The sequence below is a fragment of the Pseudonocardia petroleophila genome, from assembly GCF_014235185.1.
In the GTDB taxonomy this organism is placed as follows: Bacteria; Actinomycetota; Actinomycetes; order Mycobacteriales; family Pseudonocardiaceae; genus Pseudonocardia; species Pseudonocardia petroleophila.
This window is the reverse complement of the sequence record NZ_CP060131.1, coordinates 5,430,377-5,456,003: the sequence shown is the minus strand read 5'-3', so window position 1 is coordinate 5,456,003 and position 25,627 is coordinate 5,430,377. Positions and strand designations below refer to the sequence as shown.

Annotated in this window: 31 protein-coding genes; 5 read left to right on the top strand and 26 right to left on the bottom strand. The window is 66.3% G+C overall.

Annotated features, from left to right (window positions below; all coding sequences use genetic code 11):
* Window positions 1-86: 86 nt before the first annotated feature.
* Genes H6H00_RS26860 through H6H00_RS26850 form a run of 3 tightly spaced genes read left to right on the top strand, consistent with a single transcriptional unit; the run spans window position 87 to window position 4,114 of the window.
* Window positions 87-1,466 carry an FAD-binding oxidoreductase gene (locus tag H6H00_RS26860; protein WP_185718439.1) on the top strand — a complete coding sequence of 460 codons (1,380 nt, stop codon included), beginning with the start codon at window positions 87-89 and terminating at the stop codon, window positions 1,464-1,466.
* Window positions 1,466-2,692, top strand: coding sequence for an SAM-dependent methyltransferase (locus H6H00_RS26855; protein ID WP_185722805.1), 1,227 nt, complete (start codon window positions 1,466-1,468; stop codon window positions 2,690-2,692). Before H6H00_RS26860 ends, H6H00_RS26855 begins: the two co-directional genes overlap by 1 nt.
* Window positions 2,693-2,716: 24 nt before the next feature.
* Window positions 2,717-4,114, top strand: a complete 1,398-nt coding sequence (locus H6H00_RS26850; protein WP_185718438.1) for a WS/DGAT/MGAT family O-acyltransferase — start codon at window positions 2,717-2,719, stop codon at window positions 4,112-4,114.
* 7 nt (window positions 4,115-4,121) lie between these two features.
* Here the strand turns inward: H6H00_RS26850 and H6H00_RS26845 are convergent, their stop codons facing one another.
* Entirely contained in the window at window positions 4,122-4,601 is a 480-nt protein-coding gene (locus H6H00_RS26845; protein WP_185718437.1) for a low molecular weight protein-tyrosine-phosphatase, read from the bottom strand.
* 172 nt (window positions 4,602-4,773) lie between these two features.
* On the opposite strand from H6H00_RS26845, the gene H6H00_RS26840 reads away from it, so the two are divergent.
* Window positions 4,774-5,613 carry a DUF2637 domain-containing protein gene (locus tag H6H00_RS26840; protein ID WP_369408072.1) on the top strand — a complete coding sequence of 280 codons (840 nt, stop codon included), beginning with the start codon at window positions 4,774-4,776 and terminating at the stop codon, window positions 5,611-5,613.
* Complete coding sequence (locus H6H00_RS26835) at window positions 5,610-7,505, top strand: hypothetical protein (protein WP_185718435.1); 1,896 nt, start codon at window positions 5,610-5,612, stop codon at window positions 7,503-7,505. Before H6H00_RS26840 ends, H6H00_RS26835 begins: the two co-directional genes overlap by 4 nt.
* A gap of 78 nt (window positions 7,506-7,583) precedes the next feature.
* Here the strand turns inward: H6H00_RS26835 and H6H00_RS26830 are convergent, their stop codons facing one another.
* The 25 genes from H6H00_RS26830 to H6H00_RS26710 form a co-directional block, all read right to left on the bottom strand.
* On the bottom strand, window positions 7,584-7,769 hold the full coding sequence (locus H6H00_RS26830) for a hypothetical protein (RefSeq protein ID WP_185718434.1): 186 nt from the start codon (window positions 7,767-7,769) through the stop codon (window positions 7,584-7,586).
* 22 nt (window positions 7,770-7,791) lie between these two features.
* On the bottom strand, window positions 7,792-8,583 hold the full coding sequence (locus tag H6H00_RS26825) for a hypothetical protein (RefSeq protein ID WP_185718433.1): 792 nt from the start codon (window positions 8,581-8,583) through the stop codon (window positions 7,792-7,794).
* A gap of 101 nt (window positions 8,584-8,684) precedes the next feature.
* Window positions 8,685-9,038, bottom strand: coding sequence for a hypothetical protein (locus H6H00_RS26820; RefSeq protein WP_185718432.1), 354 nt, complete (start codon window positions 9,036-9,038; stop codon window positions 8,685-8,687).
* Between the two features lie 53 nt (window positions 9,039-9,091).
* Entirely contained in the window at window positions 9,092-9,748 is a 657-nt protein-coding gene (locus tag H6H00_RS26815; RefSeq protein ID WP_185718431.1) for a hypothetical protein, read from the bottom strand.
* Window positions 9,749-9,996: 248 nt separating this feature from the next.
* Complete coding sequence (locus H6H00_RS26810; protein ID WP_185718430.1) at window positions 9,997-11,064, bottom strand: hypothetical protein; 1,068 nt, start codon at window positions 11,062-11,064, stop codon at window positions 9,997-9,999.
* Window positions 11,064-11,675 (bottom strand): hypothetical protein, encoded by a 612-nt coding sequence (locus tag H6H00_RS26805; protein ID WP_185718429.1) that lies wholly within the window; start codon window positions 11,673-11,675, stop codon window positions 11,064-11,066. The genes H6H00_RS26810 and H6H00_RS26805 overlap by 1 nt, the downstream gene beginning before the upstream one ends.
* Before the next feature lie 84 nt (window positions 11,676-11,759).
* Entirely contained in the window at window positions 11,760-12,542 is a 783-nt protein-coding gene (locus H6H00_RS26800) for a hypothetical protein (protein ID WP_185718428.1), read from the bottom strand.
* 115 nt (window positions 12,543-12,657) lie between these two features.
* On the bottom strand, window positions 12,658-13,548 hold the full coding sequence (locus tag H6H00_RS26795; RefSeq protein ID WP_185718427.1) for a phage distal tail protein: 891 nt from the start codon (window positions 13,546-13,548) through the stop codon (window positions 12,658-12,660).
* Window positions 13,548-17,246 carry a hypothetical protein gene (locus tag H6H00_RS26790; RefSeq protein ID WP_185718426.1) on the bottom strand — a complete coding sequence of 1,233 codons (3,699 nt, stop codon included), beginning with the start codon at window positions 17,244-17,246 and terminating at the stop codon, window positions 13,548-13,550. The genes H6H00_RS26795 and H6H00_RS26790 overlap by 1 nt, the downstream gene beginning before the upstream one ends.
* Window positions 17,247-17,249: 3 nt before the next feature.
* A complete protein-coding gene (locus H6H00_RS26785) occupies window positions 17,250-17,543 on the bottom strand; it encodes a hypothetical protein (RefSeq protein WP_185718425.1) in 294 nt (97 codons plus the stop codon).
* A complete protein-coding gene (locus tag H6H00_RS26780) occupies window positions 17,540-17,878 on the bottom strand; it encodes a hypothetical protein (RefSeq protein WP_185718424.1) in 339 nt (112 codons plus the stop codon). Before H6H00_RS26780 ends, H6H00_RS26785 begins: the two co-directional genes overlap by 4 nt.
* Window positions 17,879-17,909: 31 nt before the next feature.
* Entirely contained in the window at window positions 17,910-18,470 is a 561-nt protein-coding gene (locus H6H00_RS26775) for a phage tail tube protein (RefSeq protein ID WP_185718423.1), read from the bottom strand.
* 59 nt (window positions 18,471-18,529) lie between these two features.
* Complete coding sequence (locus tag H6H00_RS26770; protein WP_185718422.1) at window positions 18,530-18,712, bottom strand: hypothetical protein; 183 nt, start codon at window positions 18,710-18,712, stop codon at window positions 18,530-18,532.
* Window positions 18,709-18,933, bottom strand: a complete 225-nt coding sequence (locus H6H00_RS26765; protein ID WP_185718421.1) for a hypothetical protein — start codon at window positions 18,931-18,933, stop codon at window positions 18,709-18,711. Before H6H00_RS26765 ends, H6H00_RS26770 begins: the two co-directional genes overlap by 4 nt.
* The gene (locus H6H00_RS26760) at window positions 18,930-19,373 is read right to left on the bottom strand and encodes a hypothetical protein (RefSeq protein WP_185718420.1); all 444 of its coding nucleotides are present in this window, start codon (window positions 19,371-19,373) and stop codon (window positions 18,930-18,932) included. The genes H6H00_RS26765 and H6H00_RS26760 overlap by 4 nt, the downstream gene beginning before the upstream one ends.
* Window positions 19,373-19,654: an HK97-gp10 family putative phage morphogenesis protein gene (locus H6H00_RS26755; RefSeq protein ID WP_185718419.1), complete on the bottom strand. Its 282-nt coding sequence runs from the start codon at window positions 19,652-19,654 to the stop codon at window positions 19,373-19,375. Before H6H00_RS26755 ends, H6H00_RS26760 begins: the two co-directional genes overlap by 1 nt.
* Window positions 19,655-19,694: 40 nt before the next feature.
* Complete coding sequence (locus tag H6H00_RS26750) at window positions 19,695-20,063, bottom strand: hypothetical protein (RefSeq protein ID WP_185718418.1); 369 nt, start codon at window positions 20,061-20,063, stop codon at window positions 19,695-19,697.
* Entirely contained in the window at window positions 20,060-20,425 is a 366-nt protein-coding gene (locus H6H00_RS26745) for a hypothetical protein (protein WP_185718417.1), read from the bottom strand. Before H6H00_RS26745 ends, H6H00_RS26750 begins: the two co-directional genes overlap by 4 nt.
* Window positions 20,426-20,540: 115 nt before the next feature.
* The gene (locus tag H6H00_RS26740; protein WP_185718416.1) at window positions 20,541-21,032 is read right to left on the bottom strand and encodes a hypothetical protein; all 492 of its coding nucleotides are present in this window, start codon (window positions 21,030-21,032) and stop codon (window positions 20,541-20,543) included.
* 86 nt (window positions 21,033-21,118) lie between these two features.
* Window positions 21,119-22,060 (bottom strand): phage major capsid protein, encoded by a 942-nt coding sequence (locus tag H6H00_RS26735; RefSeq protein WP_185718415.1) that lies wholly within the window; start codon window positions 22,058-22,060, stop codon window positions 21,119-21,121.
* A gap of 170 nt (window positions 22,061-22,230) precedes the next feature.
* Complete coding sequence (locus tag H6H00_RS26730; RefSeq protein WP_185718414.1) at window positions 22,231-22,776, bottom strand: hypothetical protein; 546 nt, start codon at window positions 22,774-22,776, stop codon at window positions 22,231-22,233.
* Between the two features lie 43 nt (window positions 22,777-22,819).
* The gene (locus tag H6H00_RS26725) at window positions 22,820-23,764 is read right to left on the bottom strand and encodes a hypothetical protein (RefSeq protein ID WP_185718413.1); all 945 of its coding nucleotides are present in this window, start codon (window positions 23,762-23,764) and stop codon (window positions 22,820-22,822) included.
* A gap of 6 nt (window positions 23,765-23,770) precedes the next feature.
* Entirely contained in the window at window positions 23,771-24,802 is a 1,032-nt protein-coding gene (locus H6H00_RS26720; RefSeq protein ID WP_185718412.1) for a hypothetical protein, read from the bottom strand.
* Window positions 24,803-24,892: 90 nt separating this feature from the next.
* Window positions 24,893-25,261, bottom strand: a complete 369-nt coding sequence (locus H6H00_RS26715; RefSeq protein WP_185718411.1) for a hypothetical protein — start codon at window positions 25,259-25,261, stop codon at window positions 24,893-24,895.
* The gene (locus H6H00_RS26710) at window positions 25,258-25,626 is read right to left on the bottom strand and encodes a hypothetical protein (protein ID WP_185718410.1); all 369 of its coding nucleotides are present in this window, start codon (window positions 25,624-25,626) and stop codon (window positions 25,258-25,260) included. The genes H6H00_RS26715 and H6H00_RS26710 overlap by 4 nt, the downstream gene beginning before the upstream one ends.
* Between the last annotated feature and the right edge of the window lies 1 nt (window position 25,627).

The window sequence follows — 25,627 nt, the reverse complement described above, 5'->3', positions numbered from 1 at the left end:
ATGACCCTGCCGTCACTCCGATGTGACGAATCAGCCCTGTCCAACGGGGTGGGCAGTGCGGCACCGGAGTACTAGCGTCCCTCGACATGAGCGCCGGGCTGCACGTCACCTCCCCGCCCACCGTCCCCCGCGCCGTGCACGACGCCGCCGTCGCCGAGCTCGTGCGGCAGTACCGGGCCGTGCCGCCGGGGGAGCGGGTGCGGCTGGGCAAGCGCACCTCCAACCTGTTCCGGTTCGGCACCGGCGGCGCCGACGACCGCAGGCTCGACACGTCGGCGTTCACCGGCGTGATCGAGGTCGACCCGGTCGCGCGCACCGCGCAGGTGCAGGGCATGACCACCTACGAGCACCTCGTCGACGTCACGCTCGCGCACGGCCTGATGCCGCTCGTCGTGCCGCAGCTCAAGACCATCACCCTCGGCGGGGCCGTCACGGGCCTGGGGATCGAGTCGACGTCGTTCCGGCACGGCCTGCCGCACGAGTCGGTGCGCGAGATGGACGTGCTGCTGCCGAACGGGGAGCTGGTCACCGCCCGGCCCGACGGCGAGCACGCCGACCTGTTCGCCGGGTTCGCGAACTCCTACGCCACGCTCGGGTACGCCCTGCGGCTGGAGATCGACCTGCTGCCGGTCACGCCGTACGTGCGGCTGGAGCACCGGCGCGTCGCGACGGGGGACCTGGTCGAGGCGATCCGCGAGGCGTGCGCGTCCGACGCCGACTTCGTCGACGGCGTCGTGTTCACCCGCGACGAGCAGTACCTGACGCTGGCGCACCTGACCGACGACCCCGGCCCCGGCGTCAGCGACTACACCGGACAGCAGGTGTTCTACAGGTCCGTGCGCGAGCGCAGGACCGACCACCTGACCATCCACGACTACCTGTGGCGCTGGGACACCGACTGGTTCTGGTGCTCCGCGGCACTCGGCGCCCAGCACCCGCTGGTCCGCCGCGTGTGGCCGGGCCGCTACCGGCGGTCCGACGTGTACCGCCGGATCGTGGCGCTCGACCGCCGCACGAGGTTCTCCTCGCGGATCCGCAGCCTGCTGCGGCAGCCGCAGGAGGAGCCGGTGATCCAGGACGTCGAGATCCCGGTGGAGCGGCTCCCGGAGTTCCTCGACGCGTTCCAGCGCGACGTCGGCATCGAGCCGGTCTGGCTGTGCCCGCTGACGCTGCGCGGCGAGCGCACCTGGCCGCTGTACCCGATGAAGCCCCACGAGCTCTACGTCAACGTGGGGTTCTGGTCGACCGTGCCCGAGGTCCCGGGGGACCCGGAGGGCCACAACAGACGCGTGGAGGACCTTGTCGCCGAGCTCGGGGGCCACAAGTCGCTGTACTCCACGGTGCACTACGACGAGCCTGAGTTCTGGCAGCACTACAACGGGCCCGCCTACCGGACGCTCAAGGATCGCTACGACCCGGACGGCAGGCTGCCCGACCTCTACACCAAGGTCACGGGGAGGCCATGATGCAGGTCGCAGAGATCATCTCGAGTGTCCTCGGTGCCGACGTTCCGGTGCGGATCATCGGCTACGACGGCAGCAAGGCGGGGCCCGACAGCGCCGAGGCGGCGATCCGGATCACCTCACCGCGGGCGATGGCCCGGCTGGTGACGGCGCCGGGCACGCTCGGGCTCGCGCGGGGGTACGTCACGGGGGAGATCGAGGTCGAGGGCGAGCTCTACGGGATCCTCGCCGCGATGCCGGACGTGATCCTGCACGACATCCCGCGCGCGCAGCGGATCAGGTTGGCGCGCCAGCTCGTGCCGGTGTGGCTCAAGCACCGGATGCCGCCGCCGGAGTTCGAGTTCGTCCCGCCGGGCCGGCTGCACTCGAAGGCGCGCGACCGCAAGGTCATCTCCCACCACTACGACGTGTCCAACGCCTTCTACGAGTGGGTCCTCGGGCCGTCGATGGCCTACACCTGCGCGGTGTACCCGACGGCCACGGCCACGCTGGAGGAGGCGCAGGCCGAGAAGCACGAGCTGGTGTCGCAGAAGCTGGCGCTGGAGCCGGGCATGCGCCTGCTCGACGTCGGCTGCGGCTGGGGCGGCATGGTCATGCACGCGGCCGCGGAGCACGGCGTCAAGGCGCTGGGGGTGACGCTCTCGGCCAACCAGGCGGCCTGGGCGCAGGCCGAGATCACCCGCCGCGGCCTCGACGGGCTCGCCGAGGTGCGCCACGTCGACTACCGCGACGCCCCGGAGACCGAGTTCGACGCGATCAGCTCGATCGGGCTGACCGAGCACATCGGACGCGCGCAGCTGCCGCGCTACTTCGCCTCGCTGCACGCGCGGCTGCGGCCCGGCGGGCGCCTGCTCAACCACTGCATCACCGAGTCGCGCACGCCCGCGCGCCGGCTCGACCCGTTCATCGGCCGCTACATCTTCCCCGACGGCGAGCTGCACACCGTCGGCCACGTGATCTCGACGATGAACGACGCCGGGTTCGAGATCCGCCACGAGGAGAACTTCCGCGAGCACTACGCGCGGACCCTGCACGGGTGGGGCGACAACCTCGAGGCGCACTGGGACGAGGCGGTGGCGGAGGTCGGCGTCGGCAAGGCGAAGGTGTGGCGGCTCTACATGGCCGCATGCCGGCTCGGGTTCGAGCGCGACAACATCCAGCTGCACCAGGTGCTCGGTGAGCGGGTGCACGGCGACGGCCGTTCCGGCTTCCCGCTGCGGGGGTGGTGACGGCCGGAGTGGTAGGACTCCACCGTGCCCGACCGCCTCTCGCCGCTCGACGCCTCGTTCCTGTACGCCGAGCACGACACGGCGGCGATGCACGTCGGCGGGGTGATGACGTTCGAGCCCCGTGAGGGGTTCGACGTCGACGCGCTCGTCGCGCTGATCGGACAGCGGCTCGGGCTGGTGCCGCGCTACCGGCAGAAGGTGCGCGAGGTGCCGGGCCGGCTCGGGCTGCCGGTGTGGGTGGACGACCCCGAGTTCGACCTGGCCTACCACGTGCGGCGCTCCGCGCTCGCCGCGCCGGGCACCGAGGAGGTCCTGCACGAGCTGGTCGGGCGGCTGCTGTCGCGGCAGCTCGACCGCTCCCGCCCGCTGTGGGAGATCTACCTGGTGGAGGGCCTGGCCGACGGGCGGCTCGCGGTGGTCACCAAGACCCACCACGCGATGGTCGACGGGCTCGCGTCCGTCGACATCGGGGCGGTGCTGCTCGACCTCACCCCCGAACCCCGCGCGACCCCCGACGACGACTGGCGGCCCGCGCGCGAGCCGTGGGGGCTGGAGCTGGCGGCGTCGGCGGTGATCGACACGCTGCGCCGCCCGCAGCTGGCCCTCGACGTGACCGGCCGGATCCTCGGGGACGTCCGCTACGCGGCGACCGCGATCGGGCGCACGGTCGAGGCCGCGCTCGACACCGGCCGCACCGCCGCCCGCACCCGTCCGGTGCACCCGCTCAACGCCGTCACCGGCTCGCAGCGCCGCTACGGGACCGCGCGCACCCCGCTCGCCGACCACCGCGCCGTCCGCAGGGCGCACGGCGGCACCGTCAACGACGTGGTGCTGGCCGTCGTCGCCGGGGCGCTGCGCAGCTGGATGATCAGCCGCGGCGAGCCGCTGACGCACGGCACGACCGTCCGCGCGCTGGTGCCCGTCTCGGTCCGGGCCCGGTCCGGGACGGCGGGCACGGGCTCGGCGGGCAACAGCATCTCCGCGTACTTCGTCGACCTTCCGGTGGCCGAGGAGGACCCGGTGGCCCGGCTGTCGGCGGTGCGCGGGGCGATGGAGGCGCACAAGCGCGGCGGACGGGCGGTCGGGGCGGCCCGGCTGATCGGGCTCGTCGGGCTCGCGCCGCCGGTCGTGCACAGCCTGGCCGCGCGGCTGACCAGCCAGTACTCCAGCCAGCTGTACAACGTGCTGATCACCAACGTGCCCGGCCCGCCCCGCCCGCTCTACGCGCTCGGCGCGCGGATGATCGACATGTTCCCGGTGGTGCCGCTGGCCGGCGGGCAGGCCGTCGCGATCGGGGTGACCTCCTACGACGGCGCCATGCACTACGGGCTCACCGCCGACCGCGACGCGATGCCCGACGTCGCCGTGCTGGCCGGTGCGCTGCGCGACGCGCTGGCCGAGCTGGTGGCGACCGTCCCCTGAGGCCGCCTCAGCGGTTCTCGCGCACCCAGTCGAGGATGCCGGGGGTCGCGGCGCGGATCATGGCCAGCACCTCGGCGAACCCGTCGGCCTCGCCGTAGTAGGGGTCGGGGACCTCCGCGCCCTCGGGGGCGTCGGGGTCGAACGAGCGCAGCAGGCGGACGCGGTCGGGCTCGGGGACCATCCGCTGCAGGGCCCGCAGGTGCGACCGGTCCAGTGCGACGAGCAGGTCGGCACCCAGCTGCTCGGCGTCGACCTGGCGGGCCGCGTGCTCGTCGGGGTAGCCCTCGGCGCGGAGCAGGGCGGCGGCCCGGTCGTCGGCGGGGGAGCCGACGTGCCAGCCGCCGGTGCCCGCGCTGGAGACGGTCACGCCGTCGGCGAGGCCGGCCCGCTCCAGCTCCGCGGCGACGACCTTCTCGGCGAGGGGGGAGCGGCAGATGTTGCCGGTACAGACGAATACAACATGCAGGCACCCATCGAGTCCAGCCATCCCTCGACCGTACTCAGTTGCTCTCCGTGACCGCATCTCCGACACCGGGAGGCCGGTCACAGTGAGCGACAACGACGGGCGCGCTGCTCCGCGAACGCTACTCCAAGATCATGTCGGCGAGCCTGGCGGACGTAACAATGTCTTGAAACAGCCTGTCGTATCGCGTTCGTGAATCGACCCGAATGCCGGAACGGTTTCTGCGTCCACTGATGGATCGGTCGAAGACTTAAACGTAACCTGCGACCTGACAGACATCAGATCAAACCCGGAGGCCACTATCGCTACCCGGAAGAAGGGCGCAAGCCCTGGAGTAGTTACCTGGGCAGGGCTTGCTGTTGTGGCTGGTGCAGCTGCAATCCTCACCTTTACTACCCTTCGAGACCTCGCAATCGCATGCGGAATCTCGGACACGTTCCTAGGCGTTCCGCTTGCCTGGCTTTTGCCAATCACCGTCGACGCAGCTGGTGCCGTAGCGATTCGAGTTTGGTTGACACAGCGAGCCTCTCCGGCCGCTTCCCGTCTCGCCCGGAGACTGAGCTGGTTCTGCATCATCCTGTCAATTCTTGGCAACGCCGGTCAGCACGGCATGGCCGCATACGGAATCGTCCCTCCATGGTGGGTGATCGTCCTGGTCTCGGCAGTGCCCCCGGCCATGTTCGGCGCGGTAACTCACCTCGCGGTGCTGCTGAATCGCGAGGATGAAGGCGCTTGGATCTGGGGACCTGACCCTCAGCCGAACGAAGACATCCCCTCCCCGCCGGTGAAGGAAGGCGAAGACGAGTCGGCCCCTGAGGAGCCCGCTGTCGAACCGGATGACGAACCGGAGGCGGAGAGCCGTGCACCCGGAGATGGGGCCAAGCTCGACCAGCTGAGGGCCTGGATGGCGGACCACGGCGGCGAGGTGCCGAGCAAGCGCAAGGTCATCGAACTCTGCGGGGTCGGACACCCCAAAGCAGGCAAGCTCATCGAGGCTCTGGAGCCCCCGAAGACGAACGGGGTCAAGGTGCTGTGACGCTCATGATCAAGCCGCCCGATAAGGCGGTGCTGCTGGCCCGCAAGGTCGCACCTGTCGCGGTGTACCCGGTGAGCGCGAGTGGGCGCGGGACGGCTCGCGTCCTGCGGGGCTACCGGGACTGGATGCTCTGCAAGAAGCGCGAAGACTCAGCCGCTCGCGCAGACGTCTACTACAAGGAAGCTGACGCGATCCGAGCTCATCAGCACGCTCGGATCAAGGGGACGTTGATCGGCCTCGTAGTCCTCGTAGCCGGCCTCGTGTTGATCTGGGTGCTGACACCGCCGTGGGTGCAGTTCTCCGTGGTGCTCGCGATCTGGTCGATGCTCGTGCTCGCGGGACGACAAGCACCCGGCAAGGTCGCTCCTCGCTCGCACGGTGACCTGCTCTGGGCTGGCATCGAACAGCTCAACGCCGCGTTCCTAGCCTCGGGGCTGATCAAGAAGGATCAGACGGTCACGATGGTCGAGCGTCCCCACGCGGACGGCAAGGGCTCCACGGTCACCATCGACCTCCCGCCCGGCATCACCGCTGCTGCCGCCATTGCCTCGAAGGAGCGGCTCGCTTCTGCGCTCGCGCTCGACGAGAACGGCCTGGTGCTTGCGCGCGTTCGAAGCGACGGCGGGCACGCTGGTCGGCTCTCGATCTGGGCAACCAAGGGTGACCCCTTCGCTGCTGGCTCGGGCCACCACCCGTTGCTCGGGGAGCAGAGCTGGAACGCCTGGCGGGGTGCTCCCTTCGGGCTCGATGCTCGCGGCCGAGAGATCAAGCTCCGGCTGGTCGGCTCCAACATGCTCATCGGTGCTGCTCCCAACGCGGGCAAGACCTTCGCAGGTCGAAGCGCTGCTGCTCCCTTCGTGCTCGACCCGGGTGCAGTGCTGCTCATCGCCAACGGCAAGGGCGATGACGCCTGGGCTGCTGCTGAACAGACTGCTGCTGCTTACGTGCGCGGCTACGACGACAACGCCGCTGCTCGCGTCAACGCGATGCTCGATCGGGTCATCGCGGAGATGGATGCTCGCAACGCCCGGCGTACAGGAAGCAAGCTCACCGAGGGCCGCTCACGCGATGCTGACGACCCCATGCCGCTGATGCTGGTGCTCATCGACGAGCTGCAGAACTTCACCGGCAACACCACGCCGGACCCGGGCTCCGACGAACGCAAGCCGCCGACGCTCGGGCAACTGATCTCGCGCAAGCTAACGCACCTTGCGAAAAACGCCCGCTCCTCCGGCATCATCCTGCTGCTGCTTACACAGCGCCCTGATGACGACTCACTTCCCAAGGGGCTACGGGCGGTGCTCATGACCCGCTTCGCGCTGCGCACTCGGGATCGCTGGAACAGCGACATGATCCTCGGCCCCGACTTCAGCGCTCGCGGCTACAGCACCGCGCAGGATGACTGGCTCAAGGGCGTCGGGATCCTCGTACCCGACGACGATGACAACGAGTCGGCCGTCGCCAGCTACCCGACGCTGCGGACCTTCGAGGTACCCGACGAGGAGTGGGAAGCCCTCTGCCGCCGAGGAGCCGCGCTGCGACGGGACCAGGGCCACGGTGACGGCTGGAACCCGGGTGGCGGGGGAGAGGGGCCGGTGAACCCGATCGAGCCCGCACAGCCCGACGTAGAAGCCGACGAGCTGCCGGAGAACCTGATCGCGCTCCGCGAGTACCTGCTCCGCCCGGGCAACGAGTTCCGGGCCAGCTTCGAACTTCAGCGTGAGCTGGGCATCAACAGCCGCGAGCTGACGCAGCTGATGTCTTCCCTTGGGCTGTCGGCTGACCGGGACTACATCCTCGACGCCGTCGCGGGTACGAAGCGCCGCGTCTGGGGCTACCGCGTCTCGCAGGCACTGGCTGCGATCGAGGATGCCGAGGCGGATGCGGCATGACCGGGACGCGGCTGCATACGTCCACGGATGCGACCGCGAAGCAGTGACCAGCGGGGATGCTGGATATGGCCCAAACCTCTATTTCTGAAACAGCCCGTCCTCGGCGGCATCAGCGAGCCTCTTCATCTGATCCGCGTGCATGTCCAGCTTCCCCGTCAAATCCTTCATCGCCTGGGTGTGCTCTTTCAGAGCCGTGACCAGCTCGGTGCTGACCACGTCGGTGAGCTGAAGGATTGGGCCGGAACCGGCAGCGTCGCCACTCATGTCGATGATGCTTCCAGGCTCGTCAACTGCAGGTGTAGATCGGCGCCGTCGGGTCCTCGTTGGTGCGCGCACAACTGAGGTCGCCGCCGAGCGGGCCCGCCCCCTGCAGAACCAGCGTGGTCGCGGGGTTGCCGTCGGCTCCCGCAGGTCCAGCGGGTCCAGCCGGCCCTGCTGGAAGCGGCCCGATGTCCTGGATCTCGCCGTCCGTGTACGCGACGGTCAGACGCCCATCGACTTGATCAACAGAAGCAACTCCTCGACCGTCGCTGCCATCAGCACCGGGATCTCCATCGACACCTGCAACGCCCGACTCTCCAGCTGGACCAACAACCTGGCCGACGTCGCGGGTGGTGCCATCCGAGAAGGTCAGAATCAGACGTCCCGACTCGATGGTCGACCCGGTGATGCCCACTCCGGTGGGCCCCTGCGATCCGCTAACACCGTCGGTTCCGACCACTCGACCGACGTTGTCCCGAGAACCGTCGCTGTAGTTGATGATCAGCGCACCGTCGACGAGCGACGTCGAAACGATCCCCCGGCCCTCCGCTCCCCGCTCGCCGTCAGCCCCGGCAGGTCCAGGCGTCGGAATCTCAGGGTTGTCTACAGCCCGTTGTGCCAGACCACAGGCGGCGTCACCGACCCGCACCCGGATCGCTGGATCCGTGCGGCAGAGCTCGGCCAGAGGATCCGACACTGTCCCCAGAGCTTCCTGGGTGGCGTTGGTCTGCTGCTCGGCGACAAGCGTGTCCCGGTCCGCGAGCACCACGCTCAGCGCCAGGAAGACAGCAGCCGCAACGGCGAGAGCGATGAGCACCCACGGTCGGCGCCAGAACGGCCCCTGTCTGCGCGCGACGGCGCGAGGCAGGACCGAGGTGCCAGCGGGAGCCTCTCGCCCGCTGAGGAGCTTTCGCAGGCTCATGACTGGCCTTCCAATCGATGACGCGGGTAGCTGTCCCGTAGAGCCTTGGCCGCTACGTCCTCGGCCTCACGTCGAGCTTTGCGTTCGACGTCGATGGTGATGTTCAGTGCGTCTACCTGTGCGCGCAGTTCTTTGATCTCTTTGCGCAGCTCTTCCAGTTCAGCGTCGTGGTCGCCGTTGATCCGAACGATTTCTTCCTTGTGCCGGAGAGCCGCCGCCGAGAGCGTCTCTCGAAAGTCGACCCGGTCAGCCGACGCAGTTCTGATCACCAGGATCAAGATGGTCAGCAGAATGCCTGCCACGCCAAGCTGCGGCGCAGCTCCCAGCGCGGCAGTGAACAGCTCGTCCAAGCCCACTGGTCACTCTCTTCCCCCATTGCATCGTCCTGCGATTCGCAGCTTCACTACAAGTTGATGAGCTTCTTGACCAAGAATGTGTAGGGCCCATTGCCCATCAATACATAGTCGCTCTTCTTGGGTTCAACATCCAACCTCGGCACGTCACGACGAACCGCCTTGACCAGCCACGACACTTCGAACAGCGGTGGGCAGCTTCCCTGAGCGACCACCCGGAAAGACCCGGCCTTCGGGTAGGTCGATGCAACGTTGGGGATGAGCTGCATCGGAATCTTGGGAGAGCCCTCAACGGGGACTGCCCACTCCGGCAACGGGCAGTCTGGATCGTTAGCAATCGGCGTCAGAAGTACCGCCCGACCAGTCTCCGCTGTCAGTGGCTCGAAGTAGTCGGGGAGCTTCACCGTGGCTTCGCCGTTCCGAACGGTCGCAGTGCCCCAGTACTCGACGCCGTTGTGCGGCGATTCGGTGGTGGCGTGAACGAGGTACCGCTGACTGTCAATCGGGTGATCGATCACGAACGTCTTGGTGACCGTGTTGTTGTCACAGTTGACGAACTGGATGTTGGACCCGGACCAGTAGAGCCGGTAGTACGGACCGTTGTTGTCTAGACCGAACCAGGGGGATGAGTGATCGCTCTGCCCATTGATCGCACCCGAAGCAGCGGCGCTATACATGGTTCCATTGAGGTCGAAGTTGCCGTTCATCGTTCGACCGGTGATCGTTGTAGGCAGTCGCGAGTTCGAGATCGTGCCTGAGGTGATGTCTGTCCCGGAGTGAGCGTGCAAGAGAGCGGCCTTCGCCGCTAGAAGCGTGTTCATCTCCGCTTCGGTGTAGTACAGGTCCCCGTGAGTGTGAGAACCCAGCCGAGACAATGCCGTGGCGGCGAGATCATCGAGAGCCCGACGGTCGTCTCGAACTACCTTCTCCAAGGAATCGAATCTGCGTACGTCCGTCATACAAACTCCAAGCCGAGTCTCTGCTTGCCGTCTTGTCCGGCGCTAACAGTTACCTTCGAGATGCGAAACACCCCGGTCTGCAGGCCGAGCCCGGCGTCGAAGGCGTAGCTGACGACGTCGCCTGGGTGCAGGTCGTTGATCTCGCAGCCTTTGCGCGGCACGACGGTGACGCCCGGCTGAAACAGTTGGGCTGCCCGAGCCGCCAGGTAGGCGTCACCGTGCCCGTCGAGCGTTGCCTGAACGGACACGCCGTCGAAGTTCGCAGAACCCCAGGATCGGCCGTAAGACGTGCGGACCGCTGTCGAAGCACGAGCTGAGTAGAGGGACGATCCCGTGCCGGAGGCAGACTGCGACGAGCCGGTGAAGCCGCCATCGGAGACGAGATCGCTGGGCGCTACCGAGATCGCGATCGACGCAGAGTCGATGTTGCGGTCGTCCAGGAAGACCGACCCGGAGAGATCGAGCCCACGGAACGGGTACTGCAGCATCAGCTCTCGGGTGGATGCAGACACCCAGGTGTCGAAACCGTTCTCGACAGCGCCAAGCTCGGACAGCCGGGTGCCCACGTTGTGCAACTCGGAGCGCAGGTACGTCCGGTCTCGGTTCTCTCCCGACAGGCCGATAGCAGTCGTGTCGATTCCATAGTTTCCGTACGGTTGGCCCTGCCAGTGATTAACGAGGCCCTTAGCGATCGAGAACTGGTCGACGGTTGTGTAAACGAGATCAGACGTCACGCCCATGCGAAACGTGTAGCCGAGCAAGCCCACGCAGCTAAGGCTGACCGTCTGGTCAGATACGCCGAGAGTCTGGATCTCGCCAGCCCAGACCCGCTCGGACCCGTAGTAGATCCACACCTCAGACGGGAACGTGGCGAGATCGCTCAAGCGTGTCTTCACTGCGAATGACATCGCCCGCAACGGGCACGTGAGGGCGGACGTCCCTGGTCGATTGAGTTCCTCGGTGTAGCTGACCGAGTCGACGACCAGCCGGTCCACCTCGGTCAGCAGAGGGAAGCCCGAGGACTGCGGCACCCGGGCGGCGAGGGCTACTTCGAACTTCTCCATCAGAAGAAGAACCCCGATGCAGCAATCGATGGAATGGCAACTGTCGCCGCGACGGCATCGCAGCGAACCGCTTGTGACGAGCTGGAGTACCCATACGCGGCGGGGTCCAGAGAGCTGGCTGCGAAACTACGCTCCGCTCCTGCGAGTGAGTACCTCAAGGACTGTCCGAAGCCATCGAGTTGCGATGCAACTACAAGTTCTCCGAACCCGGATGGAGCACCAATCAACGAGCGGTCGGACTGCTCAGGAAAGCCGGTAGCGCCAAAGGTCAACCACAGAAAGTTCCTGGCCCCAGAACCAGGAGTCAGGGCCGGGGGATCGAGTAGTCCTGACTTGACCTCGCGTGTCGTTCCGACGGGGACGCCGCCCCCCGCAATACGGTACGTGATGAACTGCGACTTCACCGGAGAGTTGCTGTTGTCGATTGTCAAGGTGTCAGACCCGGTTGCCACACGATAGAACAATGCGAAGGAAGCGCCGCACAAGGAAGGCGCAGGGTCGTACGCCACGACTCTCTCCAGCAACTTGATCCAGTTTGCCGCACTCCAACTCATCTCGAAGTTGCCCAAGTCGCCGGAAACGGCGGAAACCAGAAGGTCACCGGGCGTCACGCCAGCTGGAAGTGTCACGCCACGGGAGTTCGACGCCGCAGCTGTGCCCGAGCTGCGTGCCTGAACTTCGGGAAAAGCCACGACTCAGAACCCCTTCGCGTAAGCGACTACAAGCCACCGCTGCAACGGCGCGTTGTAGATGGCTCGGAGAAGGTCCCGCTTGCCCGATGCCGTCTGCGAAATTGATGTGATGTCCGAGCCAAGCATGAACGCGCCCGGAGCACCTACTGCGAGACTGACAGTTCGGGCCGCACCGGAAGCAAAGATCTCCCAGGTAATTGACTGACCATCTGTAGGGTTTGTCGGCGCCATTAGAGTTCGATTGCCCGATGCAGCCAGACGAAAATATGATCCAATGTACGCGTCAGTTGCCACAGTTGGGCCGTCGATGAGGTCGACGGGATTGGCGGCGCCACCAACTGCGCCCGGACCGCCCTTGGCGCGGAGGTCAGTGATGTTCGCGCTTGTGATAGAGGTGGTTGCAGCAGCGACCGCAACACGAGCGAGCAGTGCGGACGCCTTCCAGGCGCTGTCAGGACCGGGGCTGGCTCCACCTACATCGCCTCGTCGGTACCCAATCTGCGGGAGCGCCCGGGCTGAAGCGTCGTACACGCTGTCGCGGACGACCAGGTAGATCTCATCCACCCGGGCCTGCGAAGCATCTGCCGCAGCGATTGTCACGTTCTGGGACGCGACGTCGAGACGAACGACGTAGTTGCCCTGGCCAGCAGCCTCTCCGGCGACGACGTAGTAGTCGGCCTTCGAGGTCCCCGATCCAACCTTCACCGTCATATCTGGGGACGACTGAGCGGTCACGCGGAACGCCGTCGTCGGGGTCAGATACCCCTCGCCGTACGTCGCTGACATGAAGCGAACTTCTTCGGCCGTGTAGTCAGTAGTTGCTACGCCGGCGTCAGTTGTGCGGGAACCGATCGCGTTGACCGAGACCGCCGGACTCACGTAAGTAGTGGTTGGCATTAGCTCATCCGTCCCAAGTGTCTCGCCAGGTCACGTTGCAGATCGCATTCGTCGACGTCCCGGTGACCTCGAAGCGCAGGTTGTTGGAGCCCGGAGCGAGGAAGAACGGAGCCCGAGGCAACTCCCAATCGCCGTAGCGCGAGCTGCCGTCGAGGGAGACCACAAGCTGGTCCGCGCCTGTGACGGCTGCTTCCATGTCGGCGGTGAGGATCTGTCCGGAGCTGATCGTTGCGCTCACTTCAAAGACCTGACCGGTAGTGCTATTCGTCAGCTTGACGCCGGTGACGGTTCCTGAGACGGGTCCGTAGAAGCGCAGCAGCGGGAATGCGTTGGCCTCCCCGTCGTTCTGCACCACCAGCTCGGTCTGTGAACCAGCACCGAACTCGGTGGGCAGTTCGGCGGGGAGCTCGACTCCGCCGCTAACGACCGTGTAGACGGTTGCGTTAGCGCTCTTGATCTCGGTCGAGTAGATCCGAGGATCCACTGCTCGCAGAACGACCGGCGGGAACCCGTACCTGTTAAAACTCAGGTACTTCTCGGACCGCATGAGCTGGATCGGGCGGCACCGGATCATGCGCTCCGGCATGCCCGGCCGCTTGAAGGCCAGCTCGAAGTCGTCCGCCCGGGAGATCTGGAAAGCCGAACGCACCTTGCGCCACAGCTCCTCGTAGATGGAGCCGTCGAAGTCAATCTTCTCGATGATGGACAGCTCGAAGGACACGAGGCGCGAGGCCATGTAGTCGAGGCCACGGATCCCGCCATCACCACGGGGCTGCTCGGAGTCAGCGGTCCGCGCTTCGAAGCCCTCCAGGCCCTCCCAGCTGTTGACCATGACGTCACAGCCCTCGCCGAACACGAGCCCCCGGTAGCTGAACTGCTCGTCCAGAATCGACATCAGCCGACGCTCCTCAATGCGAGTGCAACGAACCGGCCTGTCTCGGCAGGGGACCCGGACACCTGCGTGACGTGGACATGCAGCTCGCGGTCGGTCGGGCGAGCGGCCTGGCTCTGGATCGCCGCACGGGCGGTGCTCCACTGCTCGTTGGTCAGAACGGCCTCAGGACGCCGTGTGCCGTTGAACACCGAGGACTGGCCCGTCGGGAGCCAGCCACCCGCGTCGTAGCCGCCAGGGCGGTTGTAGGCCGAAGGCAGCGAGCCGTAGCGCCCGAGGGCGTAGCGCATCGAGGCGAGGATGTTGGACAGCGGGTTGACCGAGGTGCCGTAGGAGTAAGGACCCGTGTCGAACGAGGGATGGCGGTTGGCCCGGTACGTCGGGCCGATCACCTGCATCAGGCCCACCGACGGGGTGCCCTTGATCCAGTTGCTGTCCCAGCGGTTGACGACCGTCGGGTTGCCGCCGGACTCCTGATTCATCCGTCGCAGCACGGTTGGCACCAGGCCCGGGTTCTGGCCCATGATTCCCAGCGCCTGCGACGTGACCCCGGCCCAGCGCTGTACGCCGGAGCCGCCGTCGCCTCCACCGCCGAACGAGAGCATGTCGGTGACAAAGGTCTTGGCCTTCGCGATGACAGCGTCGATGACCTTGCCGGGCAGCTTGACGAGCGCGTCGCGCCACATGCCCTGGCCCGGCGTCTTGTCGGCATCACCGGTGACGCCCGCGAATAGGCTCTTGACCGCGTCGACCGGTCCGGACAGCAGGTTGCCGAAGAACCCGGCGATGCCGCCGTCGGCGAAGTGCTGCCGCCCTGTTGCACCGCTCGGCGTCGATCCAGCACGGCGTCCGGAGGCCGCCTTGTTTAGAGCCAGCACGTTGCCCGCTCCGACCATGCGGACGGCCTCAGGAGTCAGGACGCCCTCGCCGGGGGAGAGCATCGCCGGGATCGTGTCGCGTCCCGGGCTGTATCCGGGCAGAACGCCTCCGCCCGCGAAGCGGACCTCGCCGAGCTGGGCCATGCCGAACGTCTGCGCGATGCCGTTCCACACCCGGCGAATGCCGTTGTTGTAGACGACGTCGACGACCCACTGCACAGGACGTCGAGCGGCCTCCTGGATCGAGGCCCACGACCGCGCGATCCACTGCGAGACGCTCTCGAACGCCCGGCCAACTGCGTCGGTAGCGCTGCGGAGTCCACCGAAGATCGGGCCGACGATCGAGTCGACGACCTGACGGATCCGGTCCCCAGCGAACATCCACGCCGCGCTGATCGCGTCCCGGACCACTACGAACTTGTCGGCCACGAACTGGGCAGCGGCCTTCACCGCATTGAGGGCCGGGTCGATGACGGACTCCCGGACCGCCCGGATCCGATCTCCGACGAACGACCATGCCGCGTTGATGTCATTGCGGGTCCTGTTGAACCCGTCGACCAGAGAGCGCAGCCCATCGCCGAGCTTGTTGAGGACCGGGATGATGATCGTGTTCACGACCCAGGCGATGTCGTCCACGAGGTGCTGACCGACCGCGACGATGATCGGCATGAGGAACGTCAGCAGGTCGATCAGCGGAGGCAGAGCGATCTCGATGAGCCGCATCAGGGGCGGCAGCAGCGGAAGCAACGCCTTGTTGATGAGCTGCACGAACAGGTTGAGGAGCTGAGGCAGGAACGGCGCCAGCTCCTCGATCAGCTGGGTCGCGAACTTCAGGAAGACCGTCGCGACCGGGATGACAGCGGCGAGGATGTCGCCCAGGGCGCTGACGATGATGGGGAGCAGCGGGGCGACCGCGTTGAGCGCCGCCACCAGAAGGTCCCCGAACTGCGTTGCCATCTGCCGGATCACCGGTGTCAGCTCGACCAACACATCGGCGAGTGCGACGAAGATGGGCTGCAGGGCGACCAGCGCTGCGCGCAAAACCGTGGCGATGACGTTCGCCAGGATCGTGACGATCGGTCCCAGGGCCTGCAGGATCGGCGTCAGCCCGGTTACGAGGCCGCCGATGATCTCGGTGATCAGCGGCATGAGGATGGCGAAGGCGGGCGCGAGCGCGTTCGCCAGGACCGAGATCAGAGTCCCGAGCATCGGCAGCAGAGAACCGACGGCGCCCAGGGTCGTATCGAGGATGACCCCGAAGGCGTCCATGCCGGGCGTCAGGTTGTCGAACAGACCACCGAGCCCGGCGAAGACAGAGTCGAGCCCGGAGGACAGTCCAGCGATTGCCGGCCCTGATGCCGCACCGAGTGCATTCCAGCGGTCGGTGAGCAACAGCAGACCATCGCCGAACGCCTGGATCAGCGGCAGGCTGTTCGTCAGGGTGGCCTGCATGTTGGCCTTGAACTCGTCTGACTTGAACAGCGCACCGAAGTCACGGGCCGTCTGACCCATGATCTCGCCGCTCTGCTGCAGGAACCCGTTGAAGATCGGGAACAGGCCCTCGGAGTCCTTGAGCATCTGCGTCAGGCCCGGCAGGAACGCGGCGGCCGAGGTGTCGGAGAGCTCGCGCACCAGCGGGCGCATCGAGTTGAGCTGCTCGACCAAGGCCCGGGCGGGCGGGGACAGGTCCGCCATCGCCGTGGCGTAGGCCGAGGCGGCGCCGGTGGCGGCAGCCATCGACTCGGCCTGGGACGCCTGGACATCGGCGAGGTTCTGCAGGGCGTCCGCTACGCCCTGTGCGGCCTCCGACTCGGCCTGTGCGGCAGCCTGGCGGGTCTCGGCGACCTTGGCCGCCGCCTCGGCGTTCGCCTCCGCAGCGGAGCGCTGAGCCTCGGACACCTTCTTGGCGGCGTCGACGTTGGCCTGCGCTGCTTCACGCTGGGTCTTGGCGAGGTTGGCCTGGGCCGACTCGGTGCCACGGTGGGCGTCTGCGAGCTTTTCCTGGGCGGACCGGACGTTGTCGGCGCCATCGACACCCTTGGCTTCCGCCTCGGTCAGCTCGCCCTGCGCTTCGGCCTGCTCGCGAGTCAGGTCCGAGACCCGCTCCTGCGCGACGGCGAGGTCGTAGGCCGCCTTGCGCCGATCCAGCGCGGTGGCGGTGGCGTCGGCGTTGACCGCCGCCAGCTCCTGCTCGGCCTCGATGACCCGGATCGCGGCGCCCTCTTGGCTCAGCCCGAAGTCGTCGACCTTCTCCCGCAGGTCATCGAGGGCGCGCGCCGCGTCTTCACGGGCATCTGTCAGGTTCTCCTGGGCGCGCGCCTCGCTGCGGAGGGCGTCCTCCACCCGGGCAGACGCGGACGCGATGGCGTCGGCACCGTTGCGGGCGACCTCTGCCTGGTTCTCCTGGGCTCGGGAGATGGCCTCAGCACCGCGCCGAGCCGTCGAGACCTGGTCCTGCACCGCCGCGTTGATCTTGGCCGTCGACTCCTGCGCGACCTGGGCGGCGTTCTTGTTGGCATCCGAGATCGCCCGCTTGGCGTCGCGGATCTGCCGTGCGTTCGCCGCCTCCTGGGCAGCCGACTTCGTCGACGCCGACGTGGCCGCCTTCTGATCGGCTGTGTAGCCCTTCAACGCCTCGCCGACGCCCCGGAAGGATCCGGCCAGGACACCGCCGATGCCGCCCGCAGCGGCACCCAGAGCGGGCAGCGCGGCGAGCGCGCCTCCGGCCAGCCCGGCAGCGCCTCCGAGTGCGGCGAGAGCGGATACGGCCTTGGTGGTGTCGGCGGTGACCTTGAGGACACCGGTAGCGATGGTGAAAGCCACGACTTAGCCCTTCACCTTCGTTACCTCGAACAGCTCCGGATTGCCGAGCAGTAGCCCGCCGAACGGCTGCTGCTTCACCGACTCCTTCTTCTTTGCCGGTGCCTGAGGAGCTGGTGTCTGATCCGGCTGCTGACTCCGCTTCTGGTCCTCGGCCATCCAGCGCATCTTCACCATCCCCTCATAAGCGGTAATCCGATAAGCCCACTGAAAAAAGCGCGGCCCGTCCAAGCTGTAGATGTCGTCAACCCGGTGGAATACGGAGAAGTCGCTCTCCAGATCCGCCAGGTTGTCGATCACCCAGCCGACTTCTGCGAGCCGCTGCCAGAATTTCCCGCCGCGTCCTCAAGGGACCCGAGGACGAGGCGCTGCGACTCCTCGATGACCTGCTTCAACATGTCGTTGGTCAGGCCCTCGAAGTTCGCCAGAGCGTCGTATGCCTCGCGGCCGAGCATCTTCTCGATCAGCATCAGGCCGCCGACCTCATCGCCGTGATCACGACGAAGGGTCAGGAGCTGCAGGCCGAGATTGGCCTTGGGCTTTGCGGGAATCTGGTACACGACTCCGTCGATGCTGAAAAGGTCTGCCATCTCGACCTCGTCAGCGCTGACATCCTCGGACTTGAACTCAATCATTTGTTGACCCCTGGGTTCCGTGCAGTCTGAATCAGGCAGCCTCGTCGACGATCTTGAATGGCTTAACCGAAGGTGAGACGTAGTGCGCAGAGAAGGTCACCGAGAAAACGGTCTGCTCGTCCTTCTTGTAGGCGAACTCCACGTTGTTCGTGGAGAGCCCCTTGCGGACAATCACCCGGCGACGGAGGCCACCGGCGGCGAATCCGTCCATGAGGAGGGCGCAGTAGTTGGGCTGCGTGGCCGAGGTGTCGGCGGAAGGCTCGTAGGACTTAAAGCCCGAGCCAGAGGTAACGAGGCCTGCGTTCAGCGTGAGAGCGAGGTTGTCGAGCGTCGGCTCGGCGAGGTTGGTAACCAGGCTCATGTCGCGCTTGGTCAATCGACGGCCCGGGACGTCGACGATCTGGTCGACCTCCAGCTCGGAGTACTCCTGAGCAATGGTGAGGCTGATGCCGTCGCGGGTACCGCCCACATCGGTCCAGACGGCGTCGTCCGGGGCGTCGCCGATCGCGGTGTCGAGCGGCTCAACAGCGCCGACAGCACCGTGGTAGAGCGTGCCCGGCCCCTGAGTCAGATTGGTTGCGGAGACAGCCATTGATCTCTCTTCTCATGGCGGCCTCCGGGGCTCTTGGGTGTTCGTCAGTGACCGGACGGTCAGCTGTTCTTGGCGACCTGTGCGGCCTCGACCTGCTTCAGGGCGGCGCGCTGGACGCCCTCAACCGTCGTCGCCTGGGACTTAAGAACCAGGCCCTGGCGCTCCAGGTCGAGAAGCTCCGCGTCCGAGACCGTGATCTCGTTGGCCGGCTGCATAGTGGTGCGAATCTTGTGCGTGCTCATCGGAACTCACTCCTGTTCAGCGGCCAGCGGACTGCGGCCATCGACGGGTGCTGCGCGATCGGCAGCGTCTGCTCGTTCGGGATGTCCCGGGGGAGCTCGCAAACCTGCGCCCCGACGGGGACGAGGAACTCCAACTCGGCAGCGTTGTGATGCGTGAGCACCCGGCCGCCGTACGTCAGGAAGTCACGGCTGCGATTGCCGAGCAGGCCGTAGCGCTTCACCGGACCACCGTCCAAGCGAGGGCGATCTCCAGCGTGTAGCGAGCGAACCCAGCCTCATCGCCGGTCATCTTGCGAGGCTCCGAGATCGGATAGACCGACAAGATGCGCGCGGTCTCAAAGTCCCCCGGGAGTACCGGCTCGAAGCGCCGATCGAACTCGACTGCCGCGAGGTAGACGGCCTCGGCCAACGCACCGGCCTTTCCCCACGGCGCCTTCTGCGAGTTGGGTGTTGCAGCCCAGCAGTCGATCTGCACGATCGGGCTCTGCAGCGGCACGTGGACGCCCGGAGTCCCGCCCACGGACATGGCCTGTACGAAGCCTGTGTTGGCCCAGGAAGCGACATCTCCCGGGAGAGAGGTGGCGATAGCCAGAGGCGGCAAGGAAGACAGTGTCTTGAGCCAAGCCACCGTGACGACGTCGGTGTTGGGCAGGTGAGCCATCAGCGCACCGCCCGGGTGCGGAACAGCGCTGGGCGCATGAACGGCTGCGCGCGCATGTTCTTGGTGCCGTACTCGACGTACTGCCAGTGGTCCGTCCCGACGGAGACCTGACCCGTCGACTGGTCCGCCCGGATGGACGTGACCAGCGCACCGGAATCGACCGGAGCAAGAGCGCGTGCGTCGTCGGCAATGTCCTCGACAAGCCGTCCGACCGCGCGGTTGACCTCGACCTGGAAGCGCGCCATGCCCGACGCATCCGGGGAGATCTTGAACTCGCTCATGCTCCAGCCTTCTCAACGTCGGCAGGTAGGGGAGGAACTGTCAGCCGTTTACGGGCCGTGAGACAGCGCCTACTCGGATTGCTGTGACTCGGACATCAGCCGCTCCAACCACGCTCTGCGGGTTGTAGACGCTGATGACCTGGTAGACGAGGCCCTGCCGCTCGTCGAGCACGCGGTCCTGTTCCTCTACATGAACATTCGGTCGGAACCGCAGCGTGAAGGTCTCGACAACACCGCCGCGTGCCTCTGACGGGACGAAGCTGCGCTGATCACCGAGTCCGCGTGACTGCGTAACCGCACACGGGAGGCCGGACGCAACGACCGTGTTGCCGTCGACTGCGTCGCCGAACTCGTCGGTGGTCTCACCGCGCTTGAGCGTCACCGTCGTGGTGGGGATGAACCAGCTCATGCCGACCACTCGTCGTAGGGATCAGAGGACTCCAGCAGGAAGTTTCGGTAAGCCCGGCGCGGGCGCTGGTTGACGACCCGAGTGCGCTTCCAGCTCAAGTTCTTGAGAGCCCGGGCGGCCAGGGGGGCGAGCACCATCTGCCACTCGCGGCTGAAGGTCGCCTTGATTCCGTCCTGATCGAGCGACGCAACCGAGGAGCGCTCCTCGAAGCTCACCTGCCCGGCCTGCCACGTGGCCTGCCACGCGGTGGCCTGCTTCAGCCAGTACAGGTCCCGCCTGCTCATGCGCTCGGCGGAGTCGGCGGTGCGACCGCAGTAGAGGGTGACGACGCCGGACGCCTGGGCGAGCTGCAGCGACGTCACGGACACGCCCGTGATGTCCGCGACCTCGGAGGTCGTTGCCCAGCAAGTCATCGCACTCTCCCGTGGAGGTGTGGCCCGGGCACGGGGGAGCGACAGCACCCGGGCCACACGGTCTTTAGTTCGCCTGGGCGTCCTGAATCGTCGAGCCGCCCATCTCGTTCACGGCTACTCGAGGCGTGTAAGTGCCTGCCGGCTCCTCGTCCTGGTACGCCAGGACGACATCAACCGAGTAGGTCAGTCGAACCGACCCGTCAGCGGTCTCCTCGTCGCCGTCGAACCGCGCGCCACCCTGCGGGTGCATGCCCCGATTCAGGGCCTCCTGCAGCGTCGCCACCTGGTTCGCCCGGTGCATGCCGTCCAGCGGACCGTCGACGTGGAAGTCGCGACCGGAAATGACAAACACCTTCACGAACCGGTTGCCCGGCTCCTCGGTGTCGGCGGAACGAGCGGCGATCTCGGCGTGCGTATCGAGCTGTGCGACGGAGGCAGGGGCGTGAACCGCAGGGCCCACCGTGGGGCCCGCAGGAGGGCTGTCAGCCCCAGCAACAGGCTTCGTTGCCGGGCGAGCTGTGGGAGCGTCGACGAACTGCACGTTCTTCTCGGCCATGATCTTTCCCTTCAATGTCATCGTCGAAGCTGGTCCGGGCAAGACGGGGGTCAGCGCCTCACCCGGACCAACATCTCGGGGAGGAGTCAGGCCCCGGCCGTGATCTCCATCAGGGCCATGCCCTTCTCGTGGCCGACGGCGAACCCGCGACGCATGGCCGCCTTCATCAGGGCCTCGTCGGTCAGGAAGCCCTGGCCGTTGCTAGCGCGCTGCAGGGCGAAGCCGGGGTTCGGGGTCACGATCTCCGGGGACAACCGCGCCATTCCCTTGATCAGGAGGTTGCGGTTCGCGATGACCATGACCGGGTTGCCGGACGGCGACTGGGTGTTGGTGGCCGAGGTGCGCGCACCGTGGCTCCAGACGACCGGGTGGCCGAACAGCTGCGAGGGGACATCGCCCGAGCCGCCGTAGAAGATCGGCCGACCCTGCGAGTCCACGACGTCACGAAGCGACGCGAGGAACGCGTAGGAGGCGATGACGACCGAGTTGCCCGGGTCCGCCCACTCCGACTGCTCGTACTTGGCAAGCAGCCCGGAGAGCTTCGCGTAGGTAACCGCGCCCGCCGAGGCGATGTAGTTCTCGTCAGCGGTGTAGCCGGCTGCCGAGTTAGTCGTGCGCAGTGCCTTGTACACCGACGTGTAGAGAATCGTCGTGCCGTTGGCCGCGCCGGTGGTCGCCAGCGTGGCGTTGTCGAAGAACTTCGCCAGGCCGCGAGCCGCATCAGCACGCTTGGTGGCGAGGATGTCGACCGAGCTGTCGAGCAGATCCTCCTCGGCGATGCGGGCAACTCCACCGGCCTTACGGGCGATCAGCTCGACGTAGTCGTTGGTGCCAGCGGTCTCACCGTAGGCAGCGCCCTTAGCAACAGCCGCGATGGCGAAGTCGCCTGTGCGAGGAACCTGCTTGGTGTCGGAGTTCATGACCTCGGGGCGAGCAACCTGCTCAACGGCGGAGGTCTGAACAAGTGCCTGGAGAGCCTCAGAGCCGGTCTCGACCGGCGTCCAGTTCTCGAATGTCTCCCGTGCCACGGGAACACTTCCTCTCGAATGATGAGGGTTAACGGAAATGCACTACCGTCGACCCTCATCACGAGAGGTCGAGCTATTCATATGTCGGGGGAGGCATCACGCTCTCACCCGGACGAACGAGGCAGCGCATCACGCGCGGTCCTCGTCAGTCTTCGTCACACCAGATGCGGTTACCGGTACCCGGCCATCTTGAGCATGCGCTCGGTGGTCATATCGCGAGACGGCCCATCCGAATTCCCGCCACGATCAGCGGTGGTCGGACGGCGAGTGCTGGCAGCGGACGGCTTCTTCTCCGAGAACAACTGCGGGAACTCGGACTTCAACTCCTCGATCTCGTCCTCGAAGTCAAAATCGCCCATGTCGTCCGGCTCGGTGGCGGCCAGGTCGAGCAACCGGGTCAGGCGACGTGCCTGCTTCGCCGACCCGGAGAACCCGGCACCCTGCAGGGCGGTGGCTGCGGACGCACGCGCTGCGGTCTCTCGCCACTTCGCTGCCTCGTCGGGCTTCTCTTCCTCGACGTCCTTCTTCTTCAGCGAGGCCAGCTCGCGGCGGGCGTCGTCCCGCTCCTTCTTGCGGACCTTGGCGGCGTTCGCCAGCCTGGTCCACTCGTCCCTGGACGGGGGAGTGAAGTCTTCCTCGGAGCCCTCAGACTCCTCGCCCGGCTCGACGCTCTCCTCGGTCTCCTCGACTGCGATGTTGTTCTCCTGCTCCGGCATATCGACCCCTTCTGAGCCAACTTTTATAGCAACCTTCGGTCGGCTATGCGCCGAGGTAGCAGATGTTGATTCGGGTACCCGAAGCAATGGAGTCGGCGCTGACCGAGGACACCTGCGGAGTCAGGACTTCACCAGACGAGAATCGCCTGGTGAGGCTCGCTGTCATGCTTACGGCAGCTGTAGTAGCTGCAGCGTTAGCAGTCTGCGGCGCTTCAAACGTGCTTGCCGTAGCGATATGGCAAGACTTCATCCCCGTAGTTGACGTTGCCCAGAACGCCGTGAAAGTGACTGACCAGATTCCAGCTCGAAGTAGAGTAAACGCGTGACCTGCTCCGCTTGTTGCCTTCGTAACGAGCCCGGTTGTTGTTGCGTCGAGGTTGAAACTCACCGTGACGCGGGTGTTCCATCCGGCGGCAACAGGCTGGGTCCCTGCGCGGCTGCCGCTGTACTGGCCATCGTCGGGGGCTCCGGTGACGCCCGACTTAACGATCACCCAGTAGCCGCTGCTGCCCAGCACCTGGTACTCGATCACGGCGACCAGAATCTGGCCGTTGGGAACTGCATAGGCCATAGGTGCGCCGGTGAGAGGAATGAAACCGGTCCCGAATGTCACCGTTCGATCAGCGCCTGACGCCAGCATGTGATAGCGCATCTGCTGGTGATTGGTCGGGTTGATGGGTGGATTCACCGTTACGTTTCCGGTGATGGTCAGATCGACCATATTGCCGGTCGTGGCGGCAGCGTCAGATGTCAGGCTCGCCGACACAGTGCCGGTGCGAACAGGATTCTCCACAAACGGCATCTGTGAAGACGGCACCTTGGAAACTGAGTCGAGCGATGCGTACCCAGAAGCTGCTCCTTTGCGAGATACCTTCTCACCAAGAGCATCGAGACCGTCGACATACTGCTTAGTGGCAGCGTGCAATGCGACGGAAGGGTCTGCAGGCAACTCAACAGGTGTCGTGAACCGACGTGCGAGGGGAGGCACCGGCGATCACCCGACGATAGTGATCTTGTAGTTGCCTGTGGCCGGAGCTGACGGCAACATGATCACGATGTTGTTGGCGTCCGATGCCTGGTTGTCGACCTCGACCAGCTGGCCCTCGGATCCCGACAGCAACGGCGTGGCGCCGTACCGCACGACGACGGCCGGGCAGGCGTTGTTGAGGCCGTGGTTCACAGTCACCACGGCCCCCGAGATCGAGAAGATGCCCGACGACGAAGCCGGGATCAGGCCCGTGATCTTCCGGCCGACGACGGCGGGGTCCACCGCCACGGAGTCCGCAGCCACCGAGATGCCGTTGCCCGCGCCGACGTTGAAGTCGTTGCCGGTCAGCGTCAGTCCGTTCCCGGCGGTGTAGGTCGACCCGGCCAGACCACGGAACACGAACGTCAGGGCAGTCGTGCCCAGCGTGATCGCGCTGTCGTTGGTCAGCAGCGCGAACGTGTCGGCGTTCGTGCCCTCACGCACGATCCAGTACGAGCCCAGGACCGCCTCCGGGGAGCTGTCCCAGTTGGTGGCCCGGGTCAGCGCGGCGCCCGCCGAGGTGAAGACGTAGGGGCCGTTCTGCGAACCCGTGCTCTGCCCGGTCAGCAGGACGACGTCGGAGGCCGCCAGCGTCACGCCGTCGACGGAAGACGGTGCGGACGCGATGTTGACGTTCGTCGTGGCGGCGACGCGCACAGCGCCCTTGAGTACCTGCCCGGAGGCGAGGCCCGCGAGCGCGGTGTCGACGTAGTTCTTCGTTGCGCTGTCCTGCGCACCGGTCGGGTCGGCCTGGTTGGTGATCCGCTGACCACCCAGGCTCACCGGAGAGGTGGGCGCAGCGAACTCGTCGAGGCGGTACGCCTTCACCGTGGCCGCGAGGTCCGAGATCGTCGTGGCTAGCTGGGAGCCGGAGTGGTTCGCCCGGGCCAGGGCGTCGATCGCCGCCGTGCCATTCCAGTACATGAACTTGCTGGTCGTGGTGTTGAACCACACTCGGCCCGCGTCGCCCGTCGAGAGACCGGCGGGGTCCGACGACACCGGGTCCATCTTGGCGCGAATCAGCGAGAACAGACCCAGCAGATCGATGTCTGTGTTGAACCTACGGACTGGCATTGGTCTTGGCCCTTCTTAACTCAGGCGAACAGTGCCCGAGAACGGGACACCGAAAGTCAGCTCGACGACGCCGACCTGGGGATAAGTAATGGTTCCGAACTCGACAACGTCGCCCTGGCTGTCAATGCAGATGACACCGGCGGGCTGGAACACCAGGCCGTGCAGGATCTGCACGGTCAGGACTGGAACGACCTGTGGGTGGACGAACGCGAGCGTGGCCTCGGAGTCGCCCGGAGGACCCGGAGGCCCTGCGGGACCGGGAGGTCCGAGGCGGCCCTGGTCGAGAATGACCTGCGGTCCGGCCTCGACTACCAGCACGTTCTGGCCGTTGTCGCTGACCTCGACGTAGTTGGTGCTCTGCTCGACAACCACGTGAGCGCTCACGGCAGGCTCACCTCGCCGCGAACCTCGACGATCCCGAACACGAGCCTCTCCGCCTCGCCCTGCTGGTTCGAGACGAACAGGTCGAAGTAGTACTCACCCGGCGCAATGTCACTCGTCGACGCTGCAGACAGGAACAGCGTTGCCTGATTCGTGTCAGGGCCGAAGCTGACGAGGCCATCTGCGTCCCCAGCGGAGTCGAGACGAACCACGAGGGAGGCACTGCGTTCGGGACGGGTGCGCACGTCCATCCAACCTGGGGACTGGATGGGGATGGCGACACCGGCCGCGTCAGTGAACCGGATGTTGGTGCGCCATACCGATCCGCGATCGATCACCGGGTTGGGAGTCCACTTGCCTGCAGCCACG

Bases quoted from the DNA above. Each gene is read 5' to 3' on its own strand.
- H6H00_RS26860 (WP_185718439.1), top strand. From the start codon at position 87: ATGAGCGCCGGGCTGCACGTCACCTCCCCGCCCACCGTCCCCCGCGCC.
- H6H00_RS26855 (WP_185722805.1), top strand. From the start codon at position 1,466: ATGCAGGTCGCAGAGATCATCTCGAGTGTCCTCGGTGCCGACGTTCCG.
- H6H00_RS26845 (WP_185718437.1), bottom strand. From the start codon at position 4,601: ATGGCTGGACTCGATGGGTGCCTGCATGTTGTATTCGTCTGTACCGGC.
- H6H00_RS26830 (WP_185718434.1), bottom strand. From the start codon at position 7,769: ATGAGTGGCGACGCTGCCGGTTCCGGCCCAATCCTTCAGCTCACCGAC.
- H6H00_RS26815 (WP_185718431.1), bottom strand. From the start codon at position 9,748: ATGAACGGCAACTTCGACCTCAATGGAACCATGTATAGCGCCGCTGCT.
- H6H00_RS26810 (WP_185718430.1), bottom strand. From the start codon at position 11,064: ATGGAGAAGTTCGAAGTAGCCCTCGCCGCCCGGGTGCCGCAGTCCTCG.
- H6H00_RS26800 (WP_185718428.1), bottom strand. From the start codon at position 12,542: ATGTCAGCGACGTACGGCGAGGGGTATCTGACCCCGACGACGGCGTTC.
- H6H00_RS26795 (WP_185718427.1), bottom strand. From the start codon at position 13,548: ATGTCGATTCTGGACGAGCAGTTCAGCTACCGGGGGCTCGTGTTCGGC.
- H6H00_RS26780 (WP_185718424.1), bottom strand. From the start codon at position 17,878: ATGATTGAGTTCAAGTCCGAGGATGTCAGCGCTGACGAGGTCGAGATG.
- H6H00_RS26775 (WP_185718423.1), bottom strand. From the start codon at position 18,470: ATGGCTGTCTCCGCAACCAATCTGACTCAGGGGCCGGGCACGCTCTAC.
- H6H00_RS26770 (WP_185718422.1), bottom strand. From the start codon at position 18,712: ATGAGCACGCACAAGATTCGCACCACTATGCAGCCGGCCAACGAGATC.
- H6H00_RS26760 (WP_185718420.1), bottom strand. From the start codon at position 19,373: ATGGCTCACCTGCCCAACACCGACGTCGTCACGGTGGCTTGGCTCAAG.
- H6H00_RS26755 (WP_185718419.1), bottom strand. From the start codon at position 19,654: ATGAGCGAGTTCAAGATCTCCCCGGATGCGTCGGGCATGGCGCGCTTC.
- H6H00_RS26750 (WP_185718418.1), bottom strand. From the start codon at position 20,063: ATGAGCTGGTTCATCCCCACCACGACGGTGACGCTCAAGCGCGGTGAG.
- H6H00_RS26740 (WP_185718416.1), bottom strand. From the start codon at position 21,032: ATGGCCGAGAAGAACGTGCAGTTCGTCGACGCTCCCACAGCTCGCCCG.
- H6H00_RS26730 (WP_185718414.1), bottom strand. From the start codon at position 22,776: ATGCCGGAGCAGGAGAACAACATCGCAGTCGAGGAGACCGAGGAGAGC.